Below are 18,978 nucleotides of genomic sequence, written 5' to 3'. Positions count from 1 at the left end.
TTCATTTATGTTTCCTTAATGCTGATTTGATTGCTTCACGGGTTTTGATGTGCTGTTCGTCTTTAGCGTAGCGGCGGTGATAGAGCATTCGAAACGTGATCGGTCTTAATTTGATGGGGATAGGGTGAACGCGTAAGCCAAGTGTTGGTGCAAGCATTTCTGCAAAAGAGCGAGTAGAAGCGGCGATATAATCTGTCGTGCTTGCCAAAATCAGCATGCTTGAAATTGAGCTGGTTTCAATTCTGACTTTTCTCGGCTCGATATCGCTCTCTGATAAAAACTCGACCGTGTTCATGTTGGCGCGTTTGATCTTGAGTGCAATATGTTCCTCTTGGAAATACTCTTCTTTACTCAGTGTCTCACCAATTCGAGGGTGATTGATCCGAGTCAGACACACGGGCTCCTCATCGACGATGGTTTCTTCAATCAATGAGTGTTTCTTACTCGAAAGTACATCAATGACGATATCCACTTTTTGTGCAGTAAGCGCATCAAACAGTTCTTCCTCTTCGAGCGGCGCTTCCGTAAAGCTTACGCCTTCAACCTGGCTAACGAAATGAAGCAAGCTCTCTGTGCAATAGACTTTAAGGTCATTCTTTTGCTGCTCAACCGTTCCAATGATGTTCAATGGGTCTTCTATCTTATTAGCGAGTGATACCGCTGCTCCAGTGGGCGCGATACCTCGTCCTTCTCTCACAAATAAAGCCTTGCCCACGACACCTTCGAGTCTCTTAATAGCCGCGCTTACCGCGGGTTGAGAAATATCGAGCTGCTCTGATGCCACGGTGATAGAGCTGTGTTTGTAAACGGCCAAAAATGTCGTCAGTAGATTAAGGTCCAAATTCAGTTCCCTCTATTCTTATTGCCACTCATTCAAATCATTGTGGAGTCACTATTAACTCATAAATGAAATGGAGGTTTTAAGTAAAGTTTACACTATATATCAAGGTTCTGTTTATTAATAAACTTGTTTGCATCGGAGTGAGGAAGGAACTTCATTCATTTACTAAATACTCAGACCGATAGGTGAAACTATGAGAACTTTCGCAAAATTATCAATCATCTCTACAGCAATGATCATCACGACCACCGCTTTTGCTGCTGACCCAATGATGCAATACAACACCAAGCAAACTAACTCTGATATTCAAAAACTCGAGAAATTTGAATATCACGAGGGTGAAACCCTTGAAGAGTATCTGAGCACTCAACCTAAGGGGAACTTGTATTCTTCAGAAGAAGAAGTGCTTTCTGTGTTAATGGGCGGTGTAAACAATGGTGACTATCGCAAAGAAACCAATTCAGGTTGGAAAGAAGGCCTGATGTTTGAGGGCATTGCACCTTATGGGGATCACATGGTGTCTGGCGCCAACTGGTTCCCACGCACTGAAGAAGTCCAACCGGATGAAATGCGTGTCACGTTCATGGGGACATCACCAATGATTCGCCCGGGGCAGGCAAACACCTCGATATACGTCGAATTGGGTAACGGCTCTAACTTTGTCTTTGATTTAGGTGAAGGATCAATTGCGAACTACGTAGCGGCGGGTGTCGCGATGAATGAACTCGACCATATCTTCATTACTCACTTACACGTAGATCACTACGGATCATTACCTTACCTGTATCAATTTGGTGGTTGGAATGGTCGCTGGGAAAAGCCGCTTAACATTTATGGCCCGAGTGGTGCGACTCCAGAATATGGCACTCGTCATATGATTGAAGGCATGCAGCAAATGTTGAACTGGCACACCGATGCATTTGATGTGTTCCCATCAGGCAACGACATAGTGGTACACGAGTTTGATTTCCGCGACGACGGTGGCGTTATCTATGACCAAGACAATGTGGAAGTGATTCACTGGCGACGCAGTCACGCAAAAGATGGCGCGTCTGGTTACCGCTTGAATTGGACTCAAGATGACGGTCGAGTGCTTTCATTTGTTTGGACAGGAGACGGTCGCCCAACCGAGTTGGATTTGAAATACGCAAAAGGTGCAGACTTGTTCATTACTGAGCTGCAAACCGAAACGTTCGGTGTGTCTTCGATTATTCAAGGTGTGCCGCCATTCTTAGCACGTTACACCGTTGATACTCACCATACACCAGCGTACGCGGCGGGTTATGTGGCGAATGAAGTACAACCGCGCTTGTTCATGACAACGCACATGACATTCGACCCATATCTCAATGAGGAAACCGTTGCAGAGGTTCGACACCATTGGCAAGGGCCTTACCACTTCGGTGCGCCAGATGGCATTGTCGTTAACATGACTAAAGATAATGCGTGGGTTCGTGAAGGTATTTTACCTGATTTCCCGAATGCGCGAGCGCCACAATTTGATCTGGCAGATGGGTCTGACTTTAGAATCCCGTTGCCGAAAAACAGCCGTGAAGACATACAAGAGCAAGAGATTCGTGATTTAGAGTTGGATCCAAAACTGTACTACCCAGAAGGCTACCACCCAGAACTGTTAACAGAGTGGCCTGTCGACCGTGACATCGTGATCCCAGCTGAACAAGTACCAGAAGCAATGAAGCAAGGTATGAACACCAAGCAAGAATACATGGATAGAGTGCGTGCTCACCACAATCTTGAGCGCAAGTCGGTAAGTCGTCCAACTGAGCCTGGTGAAGGAGCAGGAACCGATAACAAATAGAGTATTTGCAGTGAGGGCTGATATTGCCCTCACATCCTAAAAAGTTAGGTAAACAAACCCATTCTCTTACTCAATCATAAAGCTATTGCTTACAACTTCTTTGCTTAGAATATCTGGAGTTCATTATGAAAAAATCAATTTTAGCGGTCGTCATTCTATCTTTAATGTCAGCGTCTGTTTTCGCTAACGGACAATCCAATGCTCACAACTATCAACCTGGTGCGACGAATAACTCAGAACGTTTAGCGGATATTGATCCTAACTACGAACTGACTTTACCTTCAGAAAAAGAAGGCTACACCATGTATGACAACCAATCCATGTCAGATGGCGGGACCTACACAACGTATGTCAAACCGAATCCTTCCGATGCAATGCATGTAGCCGATGAAGGCTCGCTAAAAATAACGCATGGAGAAGGTGGTGTCATTATGACGGAATACACCACAAAGAATGGGCAACACACGTTTTCAGTGATGTGCGGCTACACTTCGGGTCCATCATACTGGGCTGACGGAAAACCAGCGAAGGTATGTGAAGAGGCGCAAGAACTAGCGGTTGCATTGGAAGCAAAAGGTGAATGGGAGGTGAAGCCAATGACTTACACCATCGCACCAGCAAGAATCGTAGTTGATAAGTGATTTTTGTCTACAGAACGCTCGTTATATCGAGCCTCGTTATCCAATCATATTGATTATTTGTAGTGAGACAGAGGGGTACTCAGGCTGAAATGGTCTTGAAGTTCCCCTTAACTTAGCTCATCTCACAAGAAGCTAAGTCAGCCAACTAATCAAATTTGTATTCGAAAATACAGAAGGTCTATCCCATGAAAAATACCATTAAGCTACTGGCTATCGCATGTGTTTTACTTACTCCAATGCTTGTCGCCGCTGCCGAACATAATCACAGTCACAATCATTTTAACCCTGAATTAGAGAAACTTGGCGACGACATTATTGGTCTAACCGTGTGTTACAAAAATGGGCATCTATCAGATGAGAATCAAGAACCTGCTTTCATGAATCTTATCAACCACGCCAATGTAGAAGGTGAGGAGTTGGGGATGTACTACATGGATAAGTTGGGCCCTAAAGCTGAGCAAATCATGAGTGATGACGACGCTCGTCGCTTATGGACTCAAGATTATTGTGCTGATTTGACTGACACTTATTTGGATTCAGATAAGTTAGCTCAAAGATCAAATGAACATCAAAGTCATTCACACGGCCACGATCATGGGCATCAACATAATCACGATCATCATGGACATGGCGACTTGACACCAGAGGTACTTGAGCAAGATATCGAACGAGGTCGTTTACTCAGTATCAACTAAGCCCAATAAGATAAGCGTACTTACTTTGTTACCTCTTGGCACAAAATGGTAAGACTCGAATCGAGCGAATGACTAGAATTATCTCAAACGAAACAAGTGAATTAGGGCGGATTCTAGTCACTTTATCTTATTCGAATGGATGCTTTGAAAGCTCGAAAGAGGATTATTTTATGTACGAACTCACACTGATTCTAAGCCTAATGATGGGTGGCGCTGACAGCACTGCAGAAATGGAAGTTAACACTCAATTTACGACCCTTGAGCAATGTAATGAAGAAGGCGCAGCGTTAGCTAAGAAGCTCAATGCTACGGACCTTAAAGTCATGCAAGTTCAATGTGAACGTGATTAACTAGATCAAGATGAACTAGTTCATGATTAACCAGAACAGAATTAGTTAGATCATGATGAACCAAAGCTAACTAATTCCATAGATTTGGCGGCGTGGGCACACCCGAGGTGCCCATATCGAATTACCTCCAGTTTAATTAACCTTGATTCCTCAAATTTACTTCTTCAGATCATCCACATACATTCCCCACATCAGCGCCAATAAAAACAATTTCATCTAACCTATTGTTAAATATTTACTATTTGATAGTGTGTCTAGGTGCACATTAAGGATGTGTTTCATATTTAGCGATGAAAATAGTAGGAGTTGCGATGAGTATTATAGTGAGACGGTCTGAACCGTCAGATGCAAAGGGAATCAAAGAAGTTTACGAATGCACTAATGCTTATACCGGTACGTTGCAACTCCCAAATCCATCTCTGGAAAGCTGGCAAAAACGAATCTCTAATATGCCTGACAACGTGTACTCGTATGTCGCGATGATCGACGATGAGATTGTTGGCAACTTGGGAATGGAAGTGTGTGTGAACCCTAGAAGACGACATGTTGCTTCATTTGGTATGGGTGTTAAAGACGATGTGTTAGGCAAAGGTGTGGGTAGTCAGCTGCTCGCGACCGCGATCGACTTGTGTGATAACTGGATTAACATCAAGCGAATGGAGTTAACGGTGTACACCGATAATGAAAGAGCGATCAGCCTGTATAAGAAGTTCGGTTTCGTGATTGAAGGAGAGTCTGCAGGGTTCGCTTTCAGAAATGGCGAATATGTGGCGGCTTATCACATGGCGCGACTGGTATAGCATTTAGCTGCAATTAACACTCAGTTGCAATTAACATACAGGTACTACTGACACTCGGCTGCATTTAACACAAAGCTGCAATTGACACTCGGGTACAATTAGCACGCAGCTACGATTAGCGCACAATTAGAATTGACTGACAGATAATAAAACGCCACGTTGTTTAAACGTGGCGTTTGCTATTTTGGTGCGCTGGTCGGTTTAGATAACCAGCTTAACCTTAGTTCAGTCGTAAACTTAGTTAAGCCGTTAGTGGCTCAAGGTTCGCAGGGCGGTAGTGTACTGATTTTAGTACTTTACCTTGGCGAACTGTCTTGCCTTCAGATACGAAATCTTCCGCACACTTAGCGATGATGTATTCGCCTTTTTGAACCGCCATCAGCTTGATGTTCTGCTCAGCATAGAAGGCTTCTGTTTCAGCGTATTCAGTTTCGTTGCGACATACTTTGCTCATGTTACTTGAGTGTACTTCGTCCCAGCAAGGTAAGAAGTCAATTGAGCGGTTTTTAGAAACATTCAATAGCAGGTCGATCAGGTAGCTGATTGCTAGGTTGTCTTCAACCTTAGCTTGGCCAAGGTGAACCAGACGCCCCATCAAAACATAAACGCTGTCTACAATAGCGTCCGCTTGTTCGATTTTTGAGTCAGCTTCTGCAAGTTCTGTTAGTTCTTCGATCGCTAGAGAGGTATGTAGCGTATCGCCTTTTTCGTCCATTGTTTCAGGAGCAGCAACAGGCAGATCAAAAGTACTGCGGAACTCTTCAATGTCGCGGTAAAGGTGATCGTAGATTTCTTGGCTTAGTTGAGAAAGGTTCATTTTCCTATCCATTCTGTTTCGTTAATGGATTATTTTACCAAAGCTAGGAATAGGGTGCTAACGCAAAGTCGAAGAAGTCGACTTTTATTCATTGGACCAATGAGGTATTTTGCATACAAACCAATTGATTATTATGTTTTTTTACACTTTACTCTTCTTAATATACCAAATGTTGATGTTGCCATTAACTTCGGCAGCAGTGGGACCCCATTTATGAACCAAGCCAGTGAAAGCGAAATTGTTATACGCCGCTTGTATCAAATCACCAATGATTACCGGAAGGGCTTCGATATTCAGATCGCTCAGCTGCTTATCATGGGGCTTGAACGCTTCAACCTTGATATCGGTATTTTATCTAAAGTCGATGGCAATTCCTATTTAGTCGAGCACTGTGTTACGCCAGAAGGGGTTGAACTCAACACTGGTGACACCTTCGATTATCGTTCTACCTATTGCGAAATTACCTGTAAATCGATTGGTCCTATCTGCATTGAGCATTGTGGCAAACACGATAAGTATGCGACGCATCCCGCTTACCAGTCTTTTGGTTTAGAGTCTTATATTGGCATCCCGATTTTCGTTAATGATGAGCTTTATGGCACCTTAAACTTTTCAAGCCCGGCTCCTTATCATCGTGAATTCAAAGAGTTCGATATCGACGTTATGAGGTTAATGGCCTCATGGATCGAAGTGGAACTGGTTAGAAGACAGCAAGAACGAAAACTCAAAGAGCTGAATGAGAAGTTAGAGTACCAAGCTCTTTATGACCCTCTTACACACTTACCGAATAGGCGTTGCTTGTTCAAAACGCTGAATACGGAAGTTGAGCAGTTAAAAGGCTCTTTAGGAAAGGGAACCTTGGCCGTTGTCGACATCGATTTCTTTAAGGTCGTTAATGATACTTACGGCCATCAAATGGGTGATGTTGTTTTAAAGAAAGTGGCGAACGTGCTGAGTAATAACACTCAAGAGGGTGAGTTTGTGGCGCGCTTTGGTGGCGAGGAGTTCATTCTTTGGTACCCCAATAAAACACCAAGTTGTGTTGAAGATAAGTTCATGACTCTTTTACAAGAGATGAAGAAAATCACGCTTGATAGAAAGCCAGTCACTATATCAATCGGTGCGTGTCATTTTGAGTTGAGTACAGGGGATACCAAAGGGGAAAGGATGTCGGCGTTAGATAAGCTCATCAAAGTTGCCGATGAATGCCTGTACATTGCGAAACAAAATGGACGAGATCAGTTCATTTCTCGTCCATATCATCAAGAACGCTCAGGAATATGAGCCATCTTGTTAGCGATTAACTGAACGATTAACTGAACAGATAAGGGAACAGTTGACGACGTTCTTCCGGCGTTAAGGATTCAACTCTCGCGATGTTGGTATCAGGAATCGCTTCAGGGTTAGGGTAGTGCTTCAACACTTTTTCCATACTCGCTTCACGAATCAAATGGTAAACCGGGTACGGAGAACGGTTCGTTAGGTTTTCATCGTCTTCTGGATCCGCACCACCAAAGCAATAGTCTGGATGGAAGGTTGCCACTTGGTAAACGCCTTCCCAATCTTCTTGCTTGATCAACGCTTCAATCCAATCAATGAACATGTTGTAGTCGAAGAAATCTTGCAGCATGTTGGGTACAACCACCAAAGTCGTCTCCAACTCTGCGACAGGCGTGTTATCTAACTCTACGAAATGCGTCATGATGTCTTCCAATAACGCTTCTTCCGTATTCGCTTCACTCACAAAGATCTTAATCTGTTTATTACGTTGTGGCTTGGCTGCGAATGGACACAGGTTTAGGCCAATAACGACATCATCTAACCATTGTTTAACTTGGTCGTGGATGGTTTGAAGATCTGTGCTTTGAGTGTTCGACATAACAGGTTCCGAAATGAAATTTTGCGTAGGATATCAGAACGGACGTTAATCAAAAGCAATAATTGAGTTACAAACTCAGTCGTAGTTATGCTTGTGCGAGTTTGGAAGTCGATACTTGTAGCTGTTTCAACTGATAGACCCAAGCAAATATCGCGACATAGAAGATTGAACCACCTGCAATCACGCCATTCCAACCGAACAGTTGCCAGCAATATAAAAGCAAGAATCCACCTAAACTACCGCCAATATAATAGTGAACCAGATAGAGCGCGGTCGCTGTCGCCTTAGCGCTCGGTGCTTTTTGACTCACCCAAGAGTAGGCAAGAGTGTGGGCAAAGAACGCACCGCCACTAATCAATAACAAGCCAGCTAACATGAACGGGACTTTATCGACCGCAGAAACCAGCATTCCAATTAAGCTAATGCACACGCCCATCAAAATTCCGTTTAACGGATCAAAGCGAAGTGTCCATTTGTTTGATAGCTTAGAGCTGACCGTACCGGCCAAGTAACATAGGAATATCAGTGAAGCTAAACCAACGGGTACCGAGTGAGGTTCGGATACTAGCCTAAAGCCCATTACAGAGTACAGGTTAACAAACAGCGCGAAGTTAGCACCACCAATCAACATGGCAAGCCACAGTGTGCGGTTTCTTAAGTGCATTACAACGGAGCGGTTGTGATGAAAGAACAGCCCTTTTTGAGGTTTGAAGTTCTGTTGGTCAGGTAGGCGATAGGCAATAAAGAGTGCACCAAGCAATGAACCGACAACGAAAAACAGTACAGTTGCATGCCAATCGAAATAGTCTGTAATTAAGCCGCCTAATACACGTCCGAAGATTCCACCCAATGAGTTGGCCGCAATATAACCTCCAATCGCGACAGCAAAGGCTTTGGGTGTTAACTCCTCAACCATATAGGCAACCGCCACACCAGCAAACGCCGCCACAGCGATGCCCATAAATGCGCGGGCAATAACGAGTTGCAACAAGGTAGTCGTGAACACCATGCTTAACCCTATTAATGGGATAGCGAACAGACTGAACAGAATAATGGGTTTACGACCAAAGGTTTCAGAGGCAATTGCCCAAGGTACCAAGCTAATCGAAAGGCCGAGTGTTGTAGCAGCAAACAACCAGTTGATCTGAGTTTCAGATACTTGGAAGTGCTCCGCCATGTGCGGCAAGATTGGCTGAAAGAGGTAAAGGTTACAGAAAATGATAAACGAGCCAATCGCCAATGATTGGGTGATGCGTTTGTATTGAAGACTGCCTTTATCAAACATTTACGTTGTGCCTGCACGAGTTAGTAAGCTATTTGTGAACAAGTTATCAGTACAGGTGTGATTAAAGAAATATATTAAAAATATCACCTCTATATATTAAATATATCGCCATGCTTGAATCAAAACCACTTCGACATTTTCTGGCTGTTGCTCAGTTTGGTAACTTCACCCAGGCGGCCAAAGCGCTGCATATCGCACAGCCTGCATTGAGTATCTCCATTAAAAAACTAGAACAGACACTAGAGTTGATTCTATTTCGTCGAGGCGATAAATCCGTCACTTTAACGGAGGAGGGCAAAGTACTGTTTGAGCATGCAAAGCGAATCGCCCAGCAGTTTGATGATGCTCAGCTCGCGATGAATGAACTAAAGGGGCTAGAAAAAGGCGAGGTTCGATTAGGCGCTCCAAGTATGATGGGCAGTTACTTTTTCCCCCAAGTAGTGATGGCATTTAAAAGCCAATACCCAAACCTAAAGTTGACCTTGATTGATGCTGGCACCGCATCGATTCGTGAAATGCTGTTAAACGGCGAACTCGATATTGGCGTAATTAATCATGAGAACGTTCCAGATGATTTGGAAACGGATCATCTGTTAAGCTCAGAAATGTTAGCTGTAGTTGGCAAAGATCACCCACTGGCAACGCAACCATCCATCACCTTTGAAGAATTTTTTGCTCAAGAGCTGATCATGTTCAAATCGGGCTACTTCCACCGCGATTTTATCGATGCGACTTGTAAGAAGTACAATCTCGATATGACCATTGCGTTCGAAACCAATTTATTGCCAATGATTCTTTCTATCGTGAAGCGAGAGTTTGCCATCACCGCGTTGCTTAGCTTGGTGACAGAATACGAGGAAGATGTCGTAGGCGTGCCATTTAAAGACCCTGTGAAACTGAACCTATCTTTGGCGTGGAGAAAGGAAGGGTATCTGTCAAAAGCAGACCGAACCTTTATTGATTTCGTTAAGCGGTATGTGTGATTTAGTAAGATTTAAATAAACAAAGCCCGAACATCCTAGGTTGGACATTCGGGCTTTGTTTGTAGAAATATAAGTCTCTTAAATCACGTTAAGTGTTCTTTGAGTTATACATCTTATCGAAGTTCTTCTGATTCCAACCGACCATCACTTGATCGCCGATCTTAAGCACGGGGATAGAACGAGCACCCATCGCTTGCAATTCTTTACGACCACGCTGCATCTTTGCATTCGTTAGGCGGTAAACAATTTTCTTAGAGTCTAAATACCTTTGGGCATCTTTACAGTGCGGGCATTTGTCTGCGACGTACAATACAACACGTTTCATTTTTTCATTCTCTTGGTGAATCTCGCTAAAGTGTAACGAATCCTAGGTGATTAGAAAAGTGTGATCAGTTACACTATGCGGCTCAATTTTCAAGACCACAACGTATTGTCGTGGTGTAACTTGTACGGTCTTTCAGCATGCATCCTTCTTTACGCTATATTCAAGGCTATCCTAAGCACATTCTTGATCCTGTTACTCAACTTGTAGAGTCGGGTAAATTGGTGCCTTGGTTTGAAGCTCGCTACCCAAAGAATCATGAAATAAAAAGCGAGAAAGCCCTGTTTGACTATGCGATTGAGATAAAAAATCGCTACATGAAAAAAACACCACCGATCAGGAAAGTGATTTACGACGGCAAGATACACCTAATCAATAATGCGTTAGGTCTGCATTCTTACGTTGCTAAGAATCACGGTGGAAAGATCAAATCAAAGAATGAAATTCGTATCGCCAGTGTTTTTAAAAATGCACCAGAACCTTTGCTAAGAATGCTGGTGGTACACGAACTGGCGCATATCAAAGAGAAAGAGCACGACAAAGCCTTTTACCAACTATGCTGTCACATGGAACCGGAATATCATCAACTTGAGTTGGATGCCCGTTTATTCATGATGTATTTAGATTTAAAGAAGTAGCCCAATGAGCCAATCACAAAATAGAACGACGCTAAGCCTGTCGAAAAACAGCACTTCATCAGCAAAAACAAAAGACAACCAAGCTGATGTTAAGCCAAGTACAGCTAAGCCAAGCAGCGACAAGCGTATTTCTACAAAGAACACATCTGATAAAAGCCGCAAGAATAGCGCACCTAAAGGCGCGGGCAATAACAAAGCAAAGCGACCTTTTGCAAAAGACAGTAAAGGGAAGCAGGGTGCAAATAAAGGATCATCGAATAAGGGTTCTTTCAATAAAACGGCTTTTAACAAGAACGCAGCTCAGAAAAGACGCTCGGCTGAAAAACCTCAAGGTGGATTACACCCAAGAAACCAGCACACTGGCCGCTATAACTTCGAGTTACTAGTTGCAGCCTTGCCTGAGCTAAAAGAGCATCTGATCAAGAATCCGGTTGGCGAAGACACCATTAATTTCTCTGATCCATTGGCTGTTAAGCTACTCAACAAAGCTTTGTTGGCGCATCACTATGGCGTTAAACATTGGGATATTCCTGCTGGTTACTTGTGCCCGCCAATTCCTGGTCGTGCAGACTACATTCACAGAGTGGCCGACATCCTTAATAGCGATGGCCAAGGTGAACCCTATAACCACGCGTCTGTGAAAGCATTAGATATTGGTGTCGGTGCAAACTGTATCTACCCAATCATTGGTGCGACAGAGTATAAGTGGCGTTGTACAGGGACAGATGTTGATTCAGTCTCCATCAAAACAGCGAACTTCATAGCGGAAAGCAACCCTAATCTAAAAGGTAAGATCCGCGCTCGCCTACAAGCTGACTCTGAATCTATCTTTAAGGGCGTGATTAAGGATAATGAACGTTACGATGTCACTATTTGTAATCCTCCATTCCACAGCTCTCTTGAAGAGGCTGAAAGGGGGTCACAACGTAAACTGGATAATCTAGCGGCGAACCGTGCTAAGAAAGCCGGTCAGTCATTCAAGCCTGAAACGAACAAGAAGCCAGTTAAGTTAGATAAATCAACTAAGCAAGCTAAACCAACCTTAAACTTTGGTGGTCAAAAAGCCGAGCTTTGGTGCCCAGGTGGTGAAGCCGCTTTCATTATGAAGATGGCAAGAGAGAGTCAACTTTTTGCTACTCAAGTTTTGTGGTTTACGACATTGATTTCTAAGAAAGACAACGTCGATATGGTTCGTTCAGAGCTTGGCAAGCTTAGAGCGAAACAAGTAAAAGTCGTCGAGATGTCACAAGGCCAGAAGGTAAGTCGCTTTATCGCATGGACCTTTATGGACGATGAGCAAAGACAAGAGTGGATTGCGCTAAAATAGCGGCTGCACTTAGTTAAGCTATTAAGCTGAAATACGGACGGGCTTGTTGTTAACGCAACAAGCCCGTTTTTTGTGTTTTACCTATACGCTAAGCAGAAAGCAACTCATCTAACTTACTCTGATATTTCTGCTCTAGAGCTCTGTTGCCTGCTTTATTTTCGAGATCGACCAAGATTTTAAGTGATGGAATTTGATAGCCATAACGCTGGTGGAATTTGAATAAACGGAGTCGAGCTTCATTGTAATCGGCGTCACTCACTTCAATCTTTGAAAGCTGCAGTATCGATTTCACGCGGTTTGGATCGTGGTCAATTGCTCTGCTAAAGTAGTACTTCGCTTGGTCCGTATTGCCAGCCTTAAATGCGCAAAACGCGGCATTTTCATAACTTGCAGATACCAAGTAGTAGTAAGGTTGATCGATAGCGCGATTAAAGTACTTATCAGCTTGCTCGTATTCGCCCTGTTTACACAAGAAGGTACCGTAGTTGTTCAATACATTGCCGTTTCTTGAATCAAGACTGAGTGCTTTGCGGTAAGTGCTTCTCGCTTCATCTACTTCACCCACTTGTTCGTAGTAATGCGCCATTGAAAGCCGAGCACGGTAGTAGCTAGGTGCGTGTTTAATCGCGAGCTCAAGGTTTTCACGCGCTCTCACCATATTGCCTTGTCCCATATAGCCCAAACCTAATTCGATTCGAGATTCAGACATCGCGATAGGATCACTTTCAATCTTTGGCGGTCCTTCAGTGACAGAGACACAACCGGCCAAGGAAAGCGAGGCAAGTAGTACCACACTTGATAACGAAAGAGGGCGGGACAACGAAATCGGATTTGAAAATGATGGCTTGGCAGGCATGTGAAGCTCCTTATGAACATCAACCCATCATATGAAATCAAACCCATTGAAGTCGTAAATCTATCATGGAATGCGACCCACACACCATAAAAAAACCGCGTCCAATTCGTCGTTTTATCAACAACATACTGAACACGGTTTATGTGTTTGTGAATCGGAAGAAAGAACTTAATCGTCTTTGGTAAAGTTGTCTTCGCTGAAATGATCCAGATCGTAAGGCGTTTGTTGGTAAACGCAGTAGTTTAGCCAGTTTGAGAACAACAAGTGTCCGTGGCTGCGCCAGCTTGCAACCGGTTTGTTGTCTGGATTGTTATTCGGGTAGTAGTTGATTGGTATCACAGGCTCCATGCCTTCACCCAAATCTCGAATGTACTCATTGTGAAGTGTGTGAGAGTCGTACTCAGGGTGACCCGTTACAAACACGTTTCGCTTATCTTTGGTTGCTGCTAGGTATACGCCTGCAACATCAGAAGTTGCAAGAACATCAAGGTCAGTATGTTCCGCTAAGTACTCTTGAGAGAAGTCCGCATAGCGAGAGTGCGGAGCTAAGAATGTATCGTCGAAGCCACGTAAAATAGGGTGGTATGGGTTATGTATCTCGTGGTTATAAACACCAGACAGCTTCTCTTTTCGAGTGCGTTTTGGCAAATCATAGAGTAATTTCAAACCAGCCTGAGCTGCCCAACACACGTATAGAGTTGAAGTAACGTGCTTGTTTGCCCATTCCATGATGGTTTTCAGATGGTCCCAGTAGATCACATCTTCAAATTGAACCAAGCCAAGCGGCGCACCAGTGATGATCAATCCATCAAAGTTTCTGCCTTTGACCATTTCAAATTGGCGATAAAAGTTATCAAGGTGTTCAGTCGGTGTGTTTTTACTTGGTCGATCATCAATGCGCAGCAGCTCTACATCCACTTGCAATGGGCTGTTCGATAGTAGGCGTAAAAATTGAGTTTCAGTTTCAATCTTCTTCGGCATTAGGTTGAGGATCAAGACTCGAAGTGGACGAATTTCCTGTGTCGATGCTCTTGATAACGGCATAACGAAGATGTTTTCTTCACGAAGAACATCGGATGCTGGCAATTGGTCTGGAATGCGAATAGGCACAGCTTTCTCCCTAAGCTAGATATGTAGACGTCTATACATCTAAATCTATAGTAGTTTGATACGCTTGTCGATATGCAAAATGGATAGATGTAAATTATTGTGTTTTCTATCAGAAGCAATCCACGCGCTTCGAGGGGAGTCTCATTGTATTCAGTGATTGTCTGAGTCGTGTGTAAGTACTTGGTTTTCGTATGCTGAGCAGAGGCAGTTATCAGAGCAACTCGTTACTATTTACGATAAACTCATGTTTTCAAATTAGCCTGTAAAGTGACAGATGAAGTTAATACTCATTCGAGGGTTGCCCGGTTCTGGCAAATCAACAAAAGCAAAAACCTACGATGCATTGCATGTCGAAGCCGATATGTATTATGTGAATGAGCAAGGTGAGTACCATTTTGATCCTAGGCAGCTGCGACAAGCTCATGAGTGGTGTCAAAACACAGCTGAAAACGGCTTAAAGCAAGGGTTTGATGTGGTTGTTTCAAATACCTTTATTAAGCATTGGGAAATGAAAGCCTACCGCCAACTTGCACTCAAATATAAAGCAGAATTAATTATCGAAGTGTGCCGAGAGCAATATGGCACTATTCACGACATTGAACCTTCAGTAATTAAGCGTATGGCGAAAGACTGGCAAGAATAGCCTCGTTCTTCTTCTGCTTGCGTGGCTGAATGGCAAATAGAATTAAATTAATAGAACAACTTCAAGGTAACGATTGAAATGGCAAAGCGCTCTGTTGTGGTCGACATGACTTCTTATGGTATCTATTCCACATGGGATTCAAAATCTAAAGATCTTCCAAAAATCCAAGAGTTCACCACCACCGTTGATGCTGAAATCGACGTAGAGTTTGGCTATATCCTGAATATCAAAAAAGCCAAAGGTGAGAAGATCCGTTACTGCATTTATCACCCAAACATCACCACAGACAAAGGTGAAGTGCTCGAACCGTTTGGTGGTGAGGAGTATGTCGGTAACAATGACTGGGATTTCTACTTAGGTGACACTATCTGGGCTCCTGTCTCGAACAAGCTAGGAAAGTGGCGCATGACGGTTGAGCTAAAAGGCAACATCATCGCCGACAAGACATTCGACCTAGTAGCAAAAGACGAAGGCCAATTCTGGAAGCGTAGGGGGTTTTAGGTTCGACCTTCTATGTTCACCTAAACAACAAAAAGCCGAGCATCGTGATGATGTCTCGGCTTTTTTCATTGTGCTAGATAGAAGTGACTACCTAACTAATGGATTCGATTATTGCGTTACGTAAGCCACAACAAACTCAGTGATTGCGACCATGTCTTTCACTGCAATGTACTCTTCAGTGGTGTGAACTTTCGCCATACCAGTAGAAAGGTTAACTGTAGTCAGGCCTTTTGCGTTGAAGTTGTTTGCATCGCTACCGCCGCCAGTGCGTTTAGTGTTCGCTGTGACGCCAAGCTTCTCAAACGCCGATTTGATAGAAAGAATGTGCGGATGATCGTCTGCAATAACGAATGCATCGTAAGCACGAGTTGATTCGATTTCTACTTCAGCGCCGAACTGCTTAGCACTTTCTTGGAATGTAGAGATCATATGTTCAACTTGAGCCGTTAGCTTTTCGCCGTTTAGAGAACGTGCTTCAGCCACGACTTTAAGCTCTGGCATTACGATGTTAGTTGCTTGACCACCTTCAACAATACCAACGTTTGCTGTCGTTTCTTCATCGATACGAAGTAGGTTCATCTTAGTGATAGCGTCTGCAGCAACTTGAATTGCGCTGATGCCTTCTTCTGGTGCTAAACCAGCGTGAGCAGGGCGACCTTTGATTTTAGCAACAATCTTCTGCTGGCCAGGCGCTGCGTTTACGATAGTGCCAATTGGACCGCCTGTATCAAGTACGATTGCGTGCTCAGATTGAATGTAAGACATATCGAAGTTCAAAGAGCCGAACAGACCGCCTTCTTCGAATACAGTAAATGCAATCTCGATAGTTTTGTGCTCTTGTCCTTCAGCTTTAATGCAACGAACCGCTTCCATGATAGCTGCGATACCAGACTTGTCGTCACCACCTAGAATTGTGTTGCCTTTTGAACGGATGATACCGTCTTCGATGATTGCCTCAATGCCGATGCCTGGCGTTACTGTGTCCATGTGGCAGCTGAACACTGTGCTACCTGGAAGAGTGCCATCTAGACGAGCGTAGATGTTGAAACCATTAGACACTTCTTCAGGAACCGCCAGTTTGTGAACTTCAAAACCTAGTTCACCGAGTTGCTCAGCCAAAGCTTCAGCAATCGCTTTTTCGTTACGAGATTCACTATCAATTTTCACTAGATCGCAGAAATGTTCTACAAGACGTTGTTCATTAATTTGGGTCATTGTTAATTCTCATTATGCTTCCGCTTGTTCAAAAAGAAGCCGCGGAGGTAGGAACAGGAAAATCACTATAACGCCAATGAGGTAGATGATTGTCTGAGTTAAATCAAGAAAGTCGCCTGATTATTCTAATTAATGAGAAAAACCCAATTCAGATCCACCAGTGCGCAGGATTTTAATCTGTATATCTGTCGGGTATAATGTTTGACCGCTCTTAAAAAAACGTCAATAAAATTGGAATTCAATCAATAATGGCCCTGATAAATGAATAGAAACAATGTGTTAGGTTCATTCCTTTTCGTGGTGCTGATGAGTATTGTGCTGGGGCTGTATTTGCTCTATCCAACTTATGACGACGATTTAAAGCATATTCGCCCTGAAAACCCGAGTGTTTATAGTCCAGAGAAAGAGTTATCACTCTCTCAATATGGATCTGCGTTGATCGATATTCTCGATGTATCTCGCGGTGACCCTAATTTAGCTTCCCAACAACTTGAGGCTCTCCAAGCCAAGTTCCCAGACCAAGATAAAGCCATCTATCGTGCTTACGAATTGATGATTTTGTCCAACCTCGCGCAACATAAGTTGGATACCGAAGCGGTTTCCGAATACGTCAGGCAGATTAAAGCACTCGCACAACACGAACATATGGGTTGGCTAAAGGCCCAATCTCTCGTTGAATTGGCGATTGAATACATCAGTAAGGGTGAGCTAGCGGAATCTGAAATCCAAATCAGAGCAGCGATAGATATCGCAGAATCGCTTCACTATGAAGAGTTGTTGATTAAGGCCTATAACACGGCTGGTGTCATCAATAACATCCGCAATGACTTTCCTGAAGCTCAATACTTTTTCCATAAAGGTTTAGACCTTGGTAAGAAGTACCCTCATCACATCTACAACAGCAAGTTAGTGTCAAATATGGCACTGCTTTATATCTATTTGGAAGACTGGCCTAAAGCGCTCAAGCTGATTAAAAGAGCCAAAAAGCTCTATTACAAGAGTGGACTACTCGAAGCGTCTACCATCGGCGTGCTGCATGTGAATGAGTCTTTTGCTTATCTGCGCAGTGGTGATTTAGTCAAAGGCCGAGAAGCATATCAAAGTGCGGCTAAGCTAAATGGCGATAACGTGAGTGAACGATACAAAATCATCCTATTAAAAGCAGAGAGTGATGTGTTGTTGGCGGAAAAGAACTTTGAGTCAGCACGACAAGTCGCAAACTTGTGTCTTAGATACCCAGGCGTGGACAAATACACACTTCAATTGGGGCAGTGTTACCTAAATAGAGCCTTAGCGAACATTGGTTTGAACCGAGATAATTTTGTTTTTGCTGATCTAAAGCGATCGTCTGCAATGTTCGATGTTGTGGGGACTCGCAGCTGGAAGGTCCTCGGCTTAAGAACACTTGCTGAATACTATGATTCAAGAGGCGACAGCGAGAACGCACTTCGCTACTTCAAGCTCTATTACAAGGGTAATAAAGCGCTGCTATTTGATAAGCGCCAGAGTGATATCTTTTTACTCGAGCAAGATTTCGCTACGGCATCATTAGCTCAAGAAAACGAACTGCTTAACGCAGAAAAAGAGTTGGGTGAGCTGACATTAGATAAGCAGCAATTACGGAATCGAATCGTCGTCGCTTTGGGTATCATGGTGATGATAAGCGCCACGTTACTATTGATAAGGTTACGCTCGATCCAGAAGACCAACAAAGAACTACTTAAGCAATCAACAAGATGCGAACTGACAGGCTTATACAATAGGCGTTACTTAGAGCAACGGTTAACTCAGCCGATGCCACATCATTTGTCGTCGTTTGGGTATACGCTCGCTATTCTAGATTTAGACCGCTTCAAACAAGTTAATGACACTTATGGCCATGATATTGGTGACCAAGTGCTGGTGGAAGTCGCTAAGCGTTTAGAGAAAATCTTATCAACAAACGATGTAGTGGCAAGATGGGGTGGGGAAGAGTTTGTTTTGTTGCTGTCTGGTTCCATTGATCCTGAGCAACAGTTGAACGTTATCCGTTTAGCTATTTCTGAAACACCCATTGATACGCACTCCGGCTCTTTAGACCTCACCACATCGATTGGTGCGACGACTCATCTAACGGAGCAACAGTTGAATAGCCGTACCTATAAGAAACACTTGAAATCGGCAGACGATGCTTTGTATCAAGCTAAGCAGTCAGGGCGCAATAAAGTCGTTATCATTTGAGTTCCTAAACTTAGTTAATCCCCTGCAATCAAGAAA

At 43.5% G+C, this 18,978-nt stretch carries 20 protein-coding genes; 12 read left to right on the top strand and 8 right to left on the bottom strand.

What is annotated here, in order from left to right:
* Window position 1: 1 nt before the first annotated feature.
* Entirely contained in the window at window positions 2–841 is an 840-nt protein-coding gene (locus tag AB4249_RS01420; protein ID WP_108180297.1) for a LysR family transcriptional regulator, read from the bottom strand.
* 193 nt (window positions 842–1,034) lie between these two features.
* Here AB4249_RS01420 and gntH point away from each other — a divergent pair, with 193 nt between their 5' ends.
* The 5 genes from gntH to AB4249_RS01395 all read left to right on the top strand — a co-directional run bounded on the left by gntH (window position 1,035) and on the right by AB4249_RS01395 (window position 5,146).
* On the top strand, window positions 1,035–2,660 hold the full coding sequence (gntH, locus tag AB4249_RS01415; RefSeq protein WP_108117381.1) for a guanitoxin biosynthesis MBL fold metallo-hydrolase GntH: 1,626 nt from the start codon (window positions 1,035–1,037) through the stop codon (window positions 2,658–2,660).
* Between the two features lie 125 nt (window positions 2,661–2,785).
* The gene (locus AB4249_RS01410) at window positions 2,786–3,301 is read left to right on the top strand and encodes a hypothetical protein (protein WP_108338774.1); all 516 of its coding nucleotides are present in this window, start codon (window positions 2,786–2,788) and stop codon (window positions 3,299–3,301) included.
* Window positions 3,302–3,486: 185 nt separating this feature from the next.
* Window positions 3,487–3,996 carry a hypothetical protein gene (locus tag AB4249_RS01405; RefSeq protein ID WP_108185529.1) on the top strand — a complete coding sequence of 170 codons (510 nt, stop codon included), beginning with the start codon at window positions 3,487–3,489 and terminating at the stop codon, window positions 3,994–3,996.
* A 170-nt stretch (window positions 3,997–4,166) separates the two neighbouring features.
* Entirely contained in the window at window positions 4,167–4,346 is a 180-nt protein-coding gene (locus AB4249_RS01400) for a hypothetical protein (protein WP_004734908.1), read from the top strand.
* A gap of 311 nt (window positions 4,347–4,657) precedes the next feature.
* A complete protein-coding gene (locus AB4249_RS01395) occupies window positions 4,658–5,146 on the top strand; it encodes a GNAT family N-acetyltransferase (RefSeq protein ID WP_017068284.1) in 489 nt (162 codons plus the stop codon).
* Window positions 5,147–5,387: 241 nt separating this feature from the next.
* Here AB4249_RS01395 and AB4249_RS01390 read toward each other — a convergent pair whose 3' ends face one another.
* Complete coding sequence (locus tag AB4249_RS01390) at window positions 5,388–5,963, bottom strand: nucleoside triphosphate pyrophosphohydrolase family protein (RefSeq protein ID WP_017059167.1); 576 nt, start codon at window positions 5,961–5,963, stop codon at window positions 5,388–5,390.
* Between the two features lie 213 nt (window positions 5,964–6,176).
* Here AB4249_RS01390 and AB4249_RS01385 point away from each other — a divergent pair, with 213 nt between their 5' ends.
* Window positions 6,177–7,247 carry a diguanylate cyclase domain-containing protein gene (locus tag AB4249_RS01385; protein ID WP_108099994.1) on the top strand — a complete coding sequence of 357 codons (1,071 nt, stop codon included), beginning with the start codon at window positions 6,177–6,179 and terminating at the stop codon, window positions 7,245–7,247.
* 28 nt (window positions 7,248–7,275) lie between these two features.
* On the opposite strand, the gene AB4249_RS01380 is transcribed toward AB4249_RS01385, so the two are convergent.
* Together AB4249_RS01380 and AB4249_RS01375 are read right to left on the bottom strand one after the other, a co-directional pair.
* The gene (locus AB4249_RS01380; protein WP_009846920.1) at window positions 7,276–7,842 is read right to left on the bottom strand and encodes a DUF1415 domain-containing protein; all 567 of its coding nucleotides are present in this window, start codon (window positions 7,840–7,842) and stop codon (window positions 7,276–7,278) included.
* A gap of 85 nt (window positions 7,843–7,927) precedes the next feature.
* Window positions 7,928–9,127, bottom strand: a complete 1,200-nt coding sequence (locus tag AB4249_RS01375; protein WP_372102210.1) for an MFS transporter — start codon at window positions 9,125–9,127, stop codon at window positions 7,928–7,930.
* Between the two features lie 110 nt (window positions 9,128–9,237).
* On the opposite strand from AB4249_RS01375, the gene AB4249_RS01370 reads away from it, so the two are divergent.
* On the top strand, window positions 9,238–10,110 hold the full coding sequence (locus AB4249_RS01370) for a LysR family transcriptional regulator (protein WP_017065533.1): 873 nt from the start codon (window positions 9,238–9,240) through the stop codon (window positions 10,108–10,110).
* 88 nt (window positions 10,111–10,198) lie between these two features.
* On the opposite strand, the gene AB4249_RS01365 is transcribed toward AB4249_RS01370, so the two are convergent.
* Window positions 10,199–10,435, bottom strand: a complete 237-nt coding sequence (locus AB4249_RS01365) for a glutaredoxin family protein (RefSeq protein ID WP_016786183.1) — start codon at window positions 10,433–10,435, stop codon at window positions 10,199–10,201.
* Between the two features lie 137 nt (window positions 10,436–10,572).
* Here AB4249_RS01365 and AB4249_RS01360 point away from each other — a divergent pair, with 137 nt between their 5' ends.
* Both AB4249_RS01360 and rlmF read left to right on the top strand, forming a co-directional pair.
* Entirely contained in the window at window positions 10,573–11,070 is a 498-nt protein-coding gene (locus AB4249_RS01360; RefSeq protein WP_229647275.1) for a YgjP-like metallopeptidase domain-containing protein, read from the top strand.
* Window positions 11,071–11,074: 4 nt separating this feature from the next.
* Window positions 11,075–12,397 carry a 23S rRNA (adenine(1618)-N(6))-methyltransferase RlmF gene (rlmF, locus tag AB4249_RS01355; RefSeq protein ID WP_372102209.1) on the top strand — a complete coding sequence of 441 codons (1,323 nt, stop codon included), beginning with the start codon at window positions 11,075–11,077 and terminating at the stop codon, window positions 12,395–12,397.
* A gap of 88 nt (window positions 12,398–12,485) precedes the next feature.
* On the opposite strand, the gene pilW is transcribed toward rlmF, so the two are convergent.
* Both pilW and metA read right to left on the bottom strand, forming a co-directional pair.
* The gene (pilW, locus tag AB4249_RS01350; protein WP_372102208.1) at window positions 12,486–13,253 is read right to left on the bottom strand and encodes a type IV pilus biogenesis/stability protein PilW; all 768 of its coding nucleotides are present in this window, start codon (window positions 13,251–13,253) and stop codon (window positions 12,486–12,488) included.
* Between the two features lie 168 nt (window positions 13,254–13,421).
* A complete protein-coding gene (metA, locus tag AB4249_RS01345; RefSeq protein WP_017059174.1) occupies window positions 13,422–14,363 on the bottom strand; it encodes a homoserine O-succinyltransferase in 942 nt (313 codons plus the stop codon).
* A gap of 274 nt (window positions 14,364–14,637) precedes the next feature.
* Here metA and AB4249_RS01340 point away from each other — a divergent pair, with 274 nt between their 5' ends.
* Window positions 14,638–15,006 carry an ATP-binding protein gene (locus tag AB4249_RS01340; RefSeq protein ID WP_102333268.1) on the top strand — a complete coding sequence of 123 codons (369 nt, stop codon included), beginning with the start codon at window positions 14,638–14,640 and terminating at the stop codon, window positions 15,004–15,006.
* A 78-nt stretch (window positions 15,007–15,084) separates the two neighbouring features.
* Window positions 15,085–15,507 (top strand): DUF3859 domain-containing protein, encoded by a 423-nt coding sequence (locus tag AB4249_RS01335; RefSeq protein WP_371721610.1) that lies wholly within the window; start codon window positions 15,085–15,087, stop codon window positions 15,505–15,507.
* A gap of 108 nt (window positions 15,508–15,615) precedes the next feature.
* Here the strand turns inward: AB4249_RS01335 and AB4249_RS01330 are convergent, their stop codons facing one another.
* The gene (locus AB4249_RS01330; protein WP_372102207.1) at window positions 15,616–16,722 is read right to left on the bottom strand and encodes a M20/M25/M40 family metallo-hydrolase; all 1,107 of its coding nucleotides are present in this window, start codon (window positions 16,720–16,722) and stop codon (window positions 15,616–15,618) included.
* Between the two features lie 261 nt (window positions 16,723–16,983).
* On the opposite strand from AB4249_RS01330, the gene AB4249_RS01325 reads away from it, so the two are divergent.
* Entirely contained in the window at window positions 16,984–18,942 is a 1,959-nt protein-coding gene (locus tag AB4249_RS01325) for a diguanylate cyclase domain-containing protein (RefSeq protein ID WP_372102206.1), read from the top strand.
* Window positions 18,943–18,978 lie beyond the last annotated feature (36 nt).

Origin of the sequence: Vibrio sp. 10N.261.55.F4, assembly GCF_041470465.1 — a bacterium.
GTDB lineage: Bacteria > Pseudomonadota > Gammaproteobacteria > Enterobacterales > Vibrionaceae > Vibrio > Vibrio crassostreae_C.
Note: the sequence above shows the minus strand (reverse complement) of the source record. Positions and strands in the feature narration are given on the sequence as shown.

Excerpts from the sequence above, each read along its gene's own strand:
- rlmF (WP_372102209.1), top strand. The coding sequence starts at position 11,075 with ATGAGCCAATCACAAAATAGAACGACGCTAAGCCTGTCGAAAAACAGC.
- AB4249_RS01370 (WP_017065533.1), top strand. The coding sequence starts at position 9,238 with ATGCTTGAATCAAAACCACTTCGACATTTTCTGGCTGTTGCTCAGTTT.
- AB4249_RS01405 (WP_108185529.1), top strand. The coding sequence starts at position 3,487 with ATGAAAAATACCATTAAGCTACTGGCTATCGCATGTGTTTTACTTACT.
- AB4249_RS01380 (WP_009846920.1), bottom strand. The coding sequence starts at position 7,842 with ATGTCGAACACTCAAAGCACAGATCTTCAAACCATCCACGACCAAGTT.
- AB4249_RS01360 (WP_229647275.1), top strand. The coding sequence starts at position 10,573 with ATGCATCCTTCTTTACGCTATATTCAAGGCTATCCTAAGCACATTCTT.
- pilW (WP_372102208.1), bottom strand. The coding sequence starts at position 13,253 with ATGCCTGCCAAGCCATCATTTTCAAATCCGATTTCGTTGTCCCGCCCT.
- AB4249_RS01385 (WP_108099994.1), top strand. The coding sequence starts at position 6,177 with ATGAACCAAGCCAGTGAAAGCGAAATTGTTATACGCCGCTTGTATCAA.
- AB4249_RS01325 (WP_372102206.1), top strand. The coding sequence starts at position 16,984 with ATGAATAGAAACAATGTGTTAGGTTCATTCCTTTTCGTGGTGCTGATG.
- AB4249_RS01390 (WP_017059167.1), bottom strand. The coding sequence starts at position 5,963 with ATGAACCTTTCTCAACTAAGCCAAGAAATCTACGATCACCTTTACCGC.
- AB4249_RS01400 (WP_004734908.1), top strand. The coding sequence starts at position 4,167 with ATGTACGAACTCACACTGATTCTAAGCCTAATGATGGGTGGCGCTGAC.
- gntH (WP_108117381.1), top strand. The coding sequence starts at position 1,035 with ATGAGAACTTTCGCAAAATTATCAATCATCTCTACAGCAATGATCATC.
- AB4249_RS01395 (WP_017068284.1), top strand. The coding sequence starts at position 4,658 with ATGAGTATTATAGTGAGACGGTCTGAACCGTCAGATGCAAAGGGAATC.
- AB4249_RS01375 (WP_372102210.1), bottom strand. The coding sequence starts at position 9,127 with ATGTTTGATAAAGGCAGTCTTCAATACAAACGCATCACCCAATCATTG.
- AB4249_RS01410 (WP_108338774.1), top strand. The coding sequence starts at position 2,786 with ATGAAAAAATCAATTTTAGCGGTCGTCATTCTATCTTTAATGTCAGCG.
- AB4249_RS01330 (WP_372102207.1), bottom strand. The coding sequence starts at position 16,722 with ATGACCCAAATTAATGAACAACGTCTTGTAGAACATTTCTGCGATCTA.
- AB4249_RS01335 (WP_371721610.1), top strand. The coding sequence starts at position 15,085 with ATGGCAAAGCGCTCTGTTGTGGTCGACATGACTTCTTATGGTATCTAT.
- AB4249_RS01340 (WP_102333268.1), top strand. The coding sequence starts at position 14,638 with ATGAAGTTAATACTCATTCGAGGGTTGCCCGGTTCTGGCAAATCAACA.
- AB4249_RS01365 (WP_016786183.1), bottom strand. The coding sequence starts at position 10,435 with ATGAAACGTGTTGTATTGTACGTCGCAGACAAATGCCCGCACTGTAAA.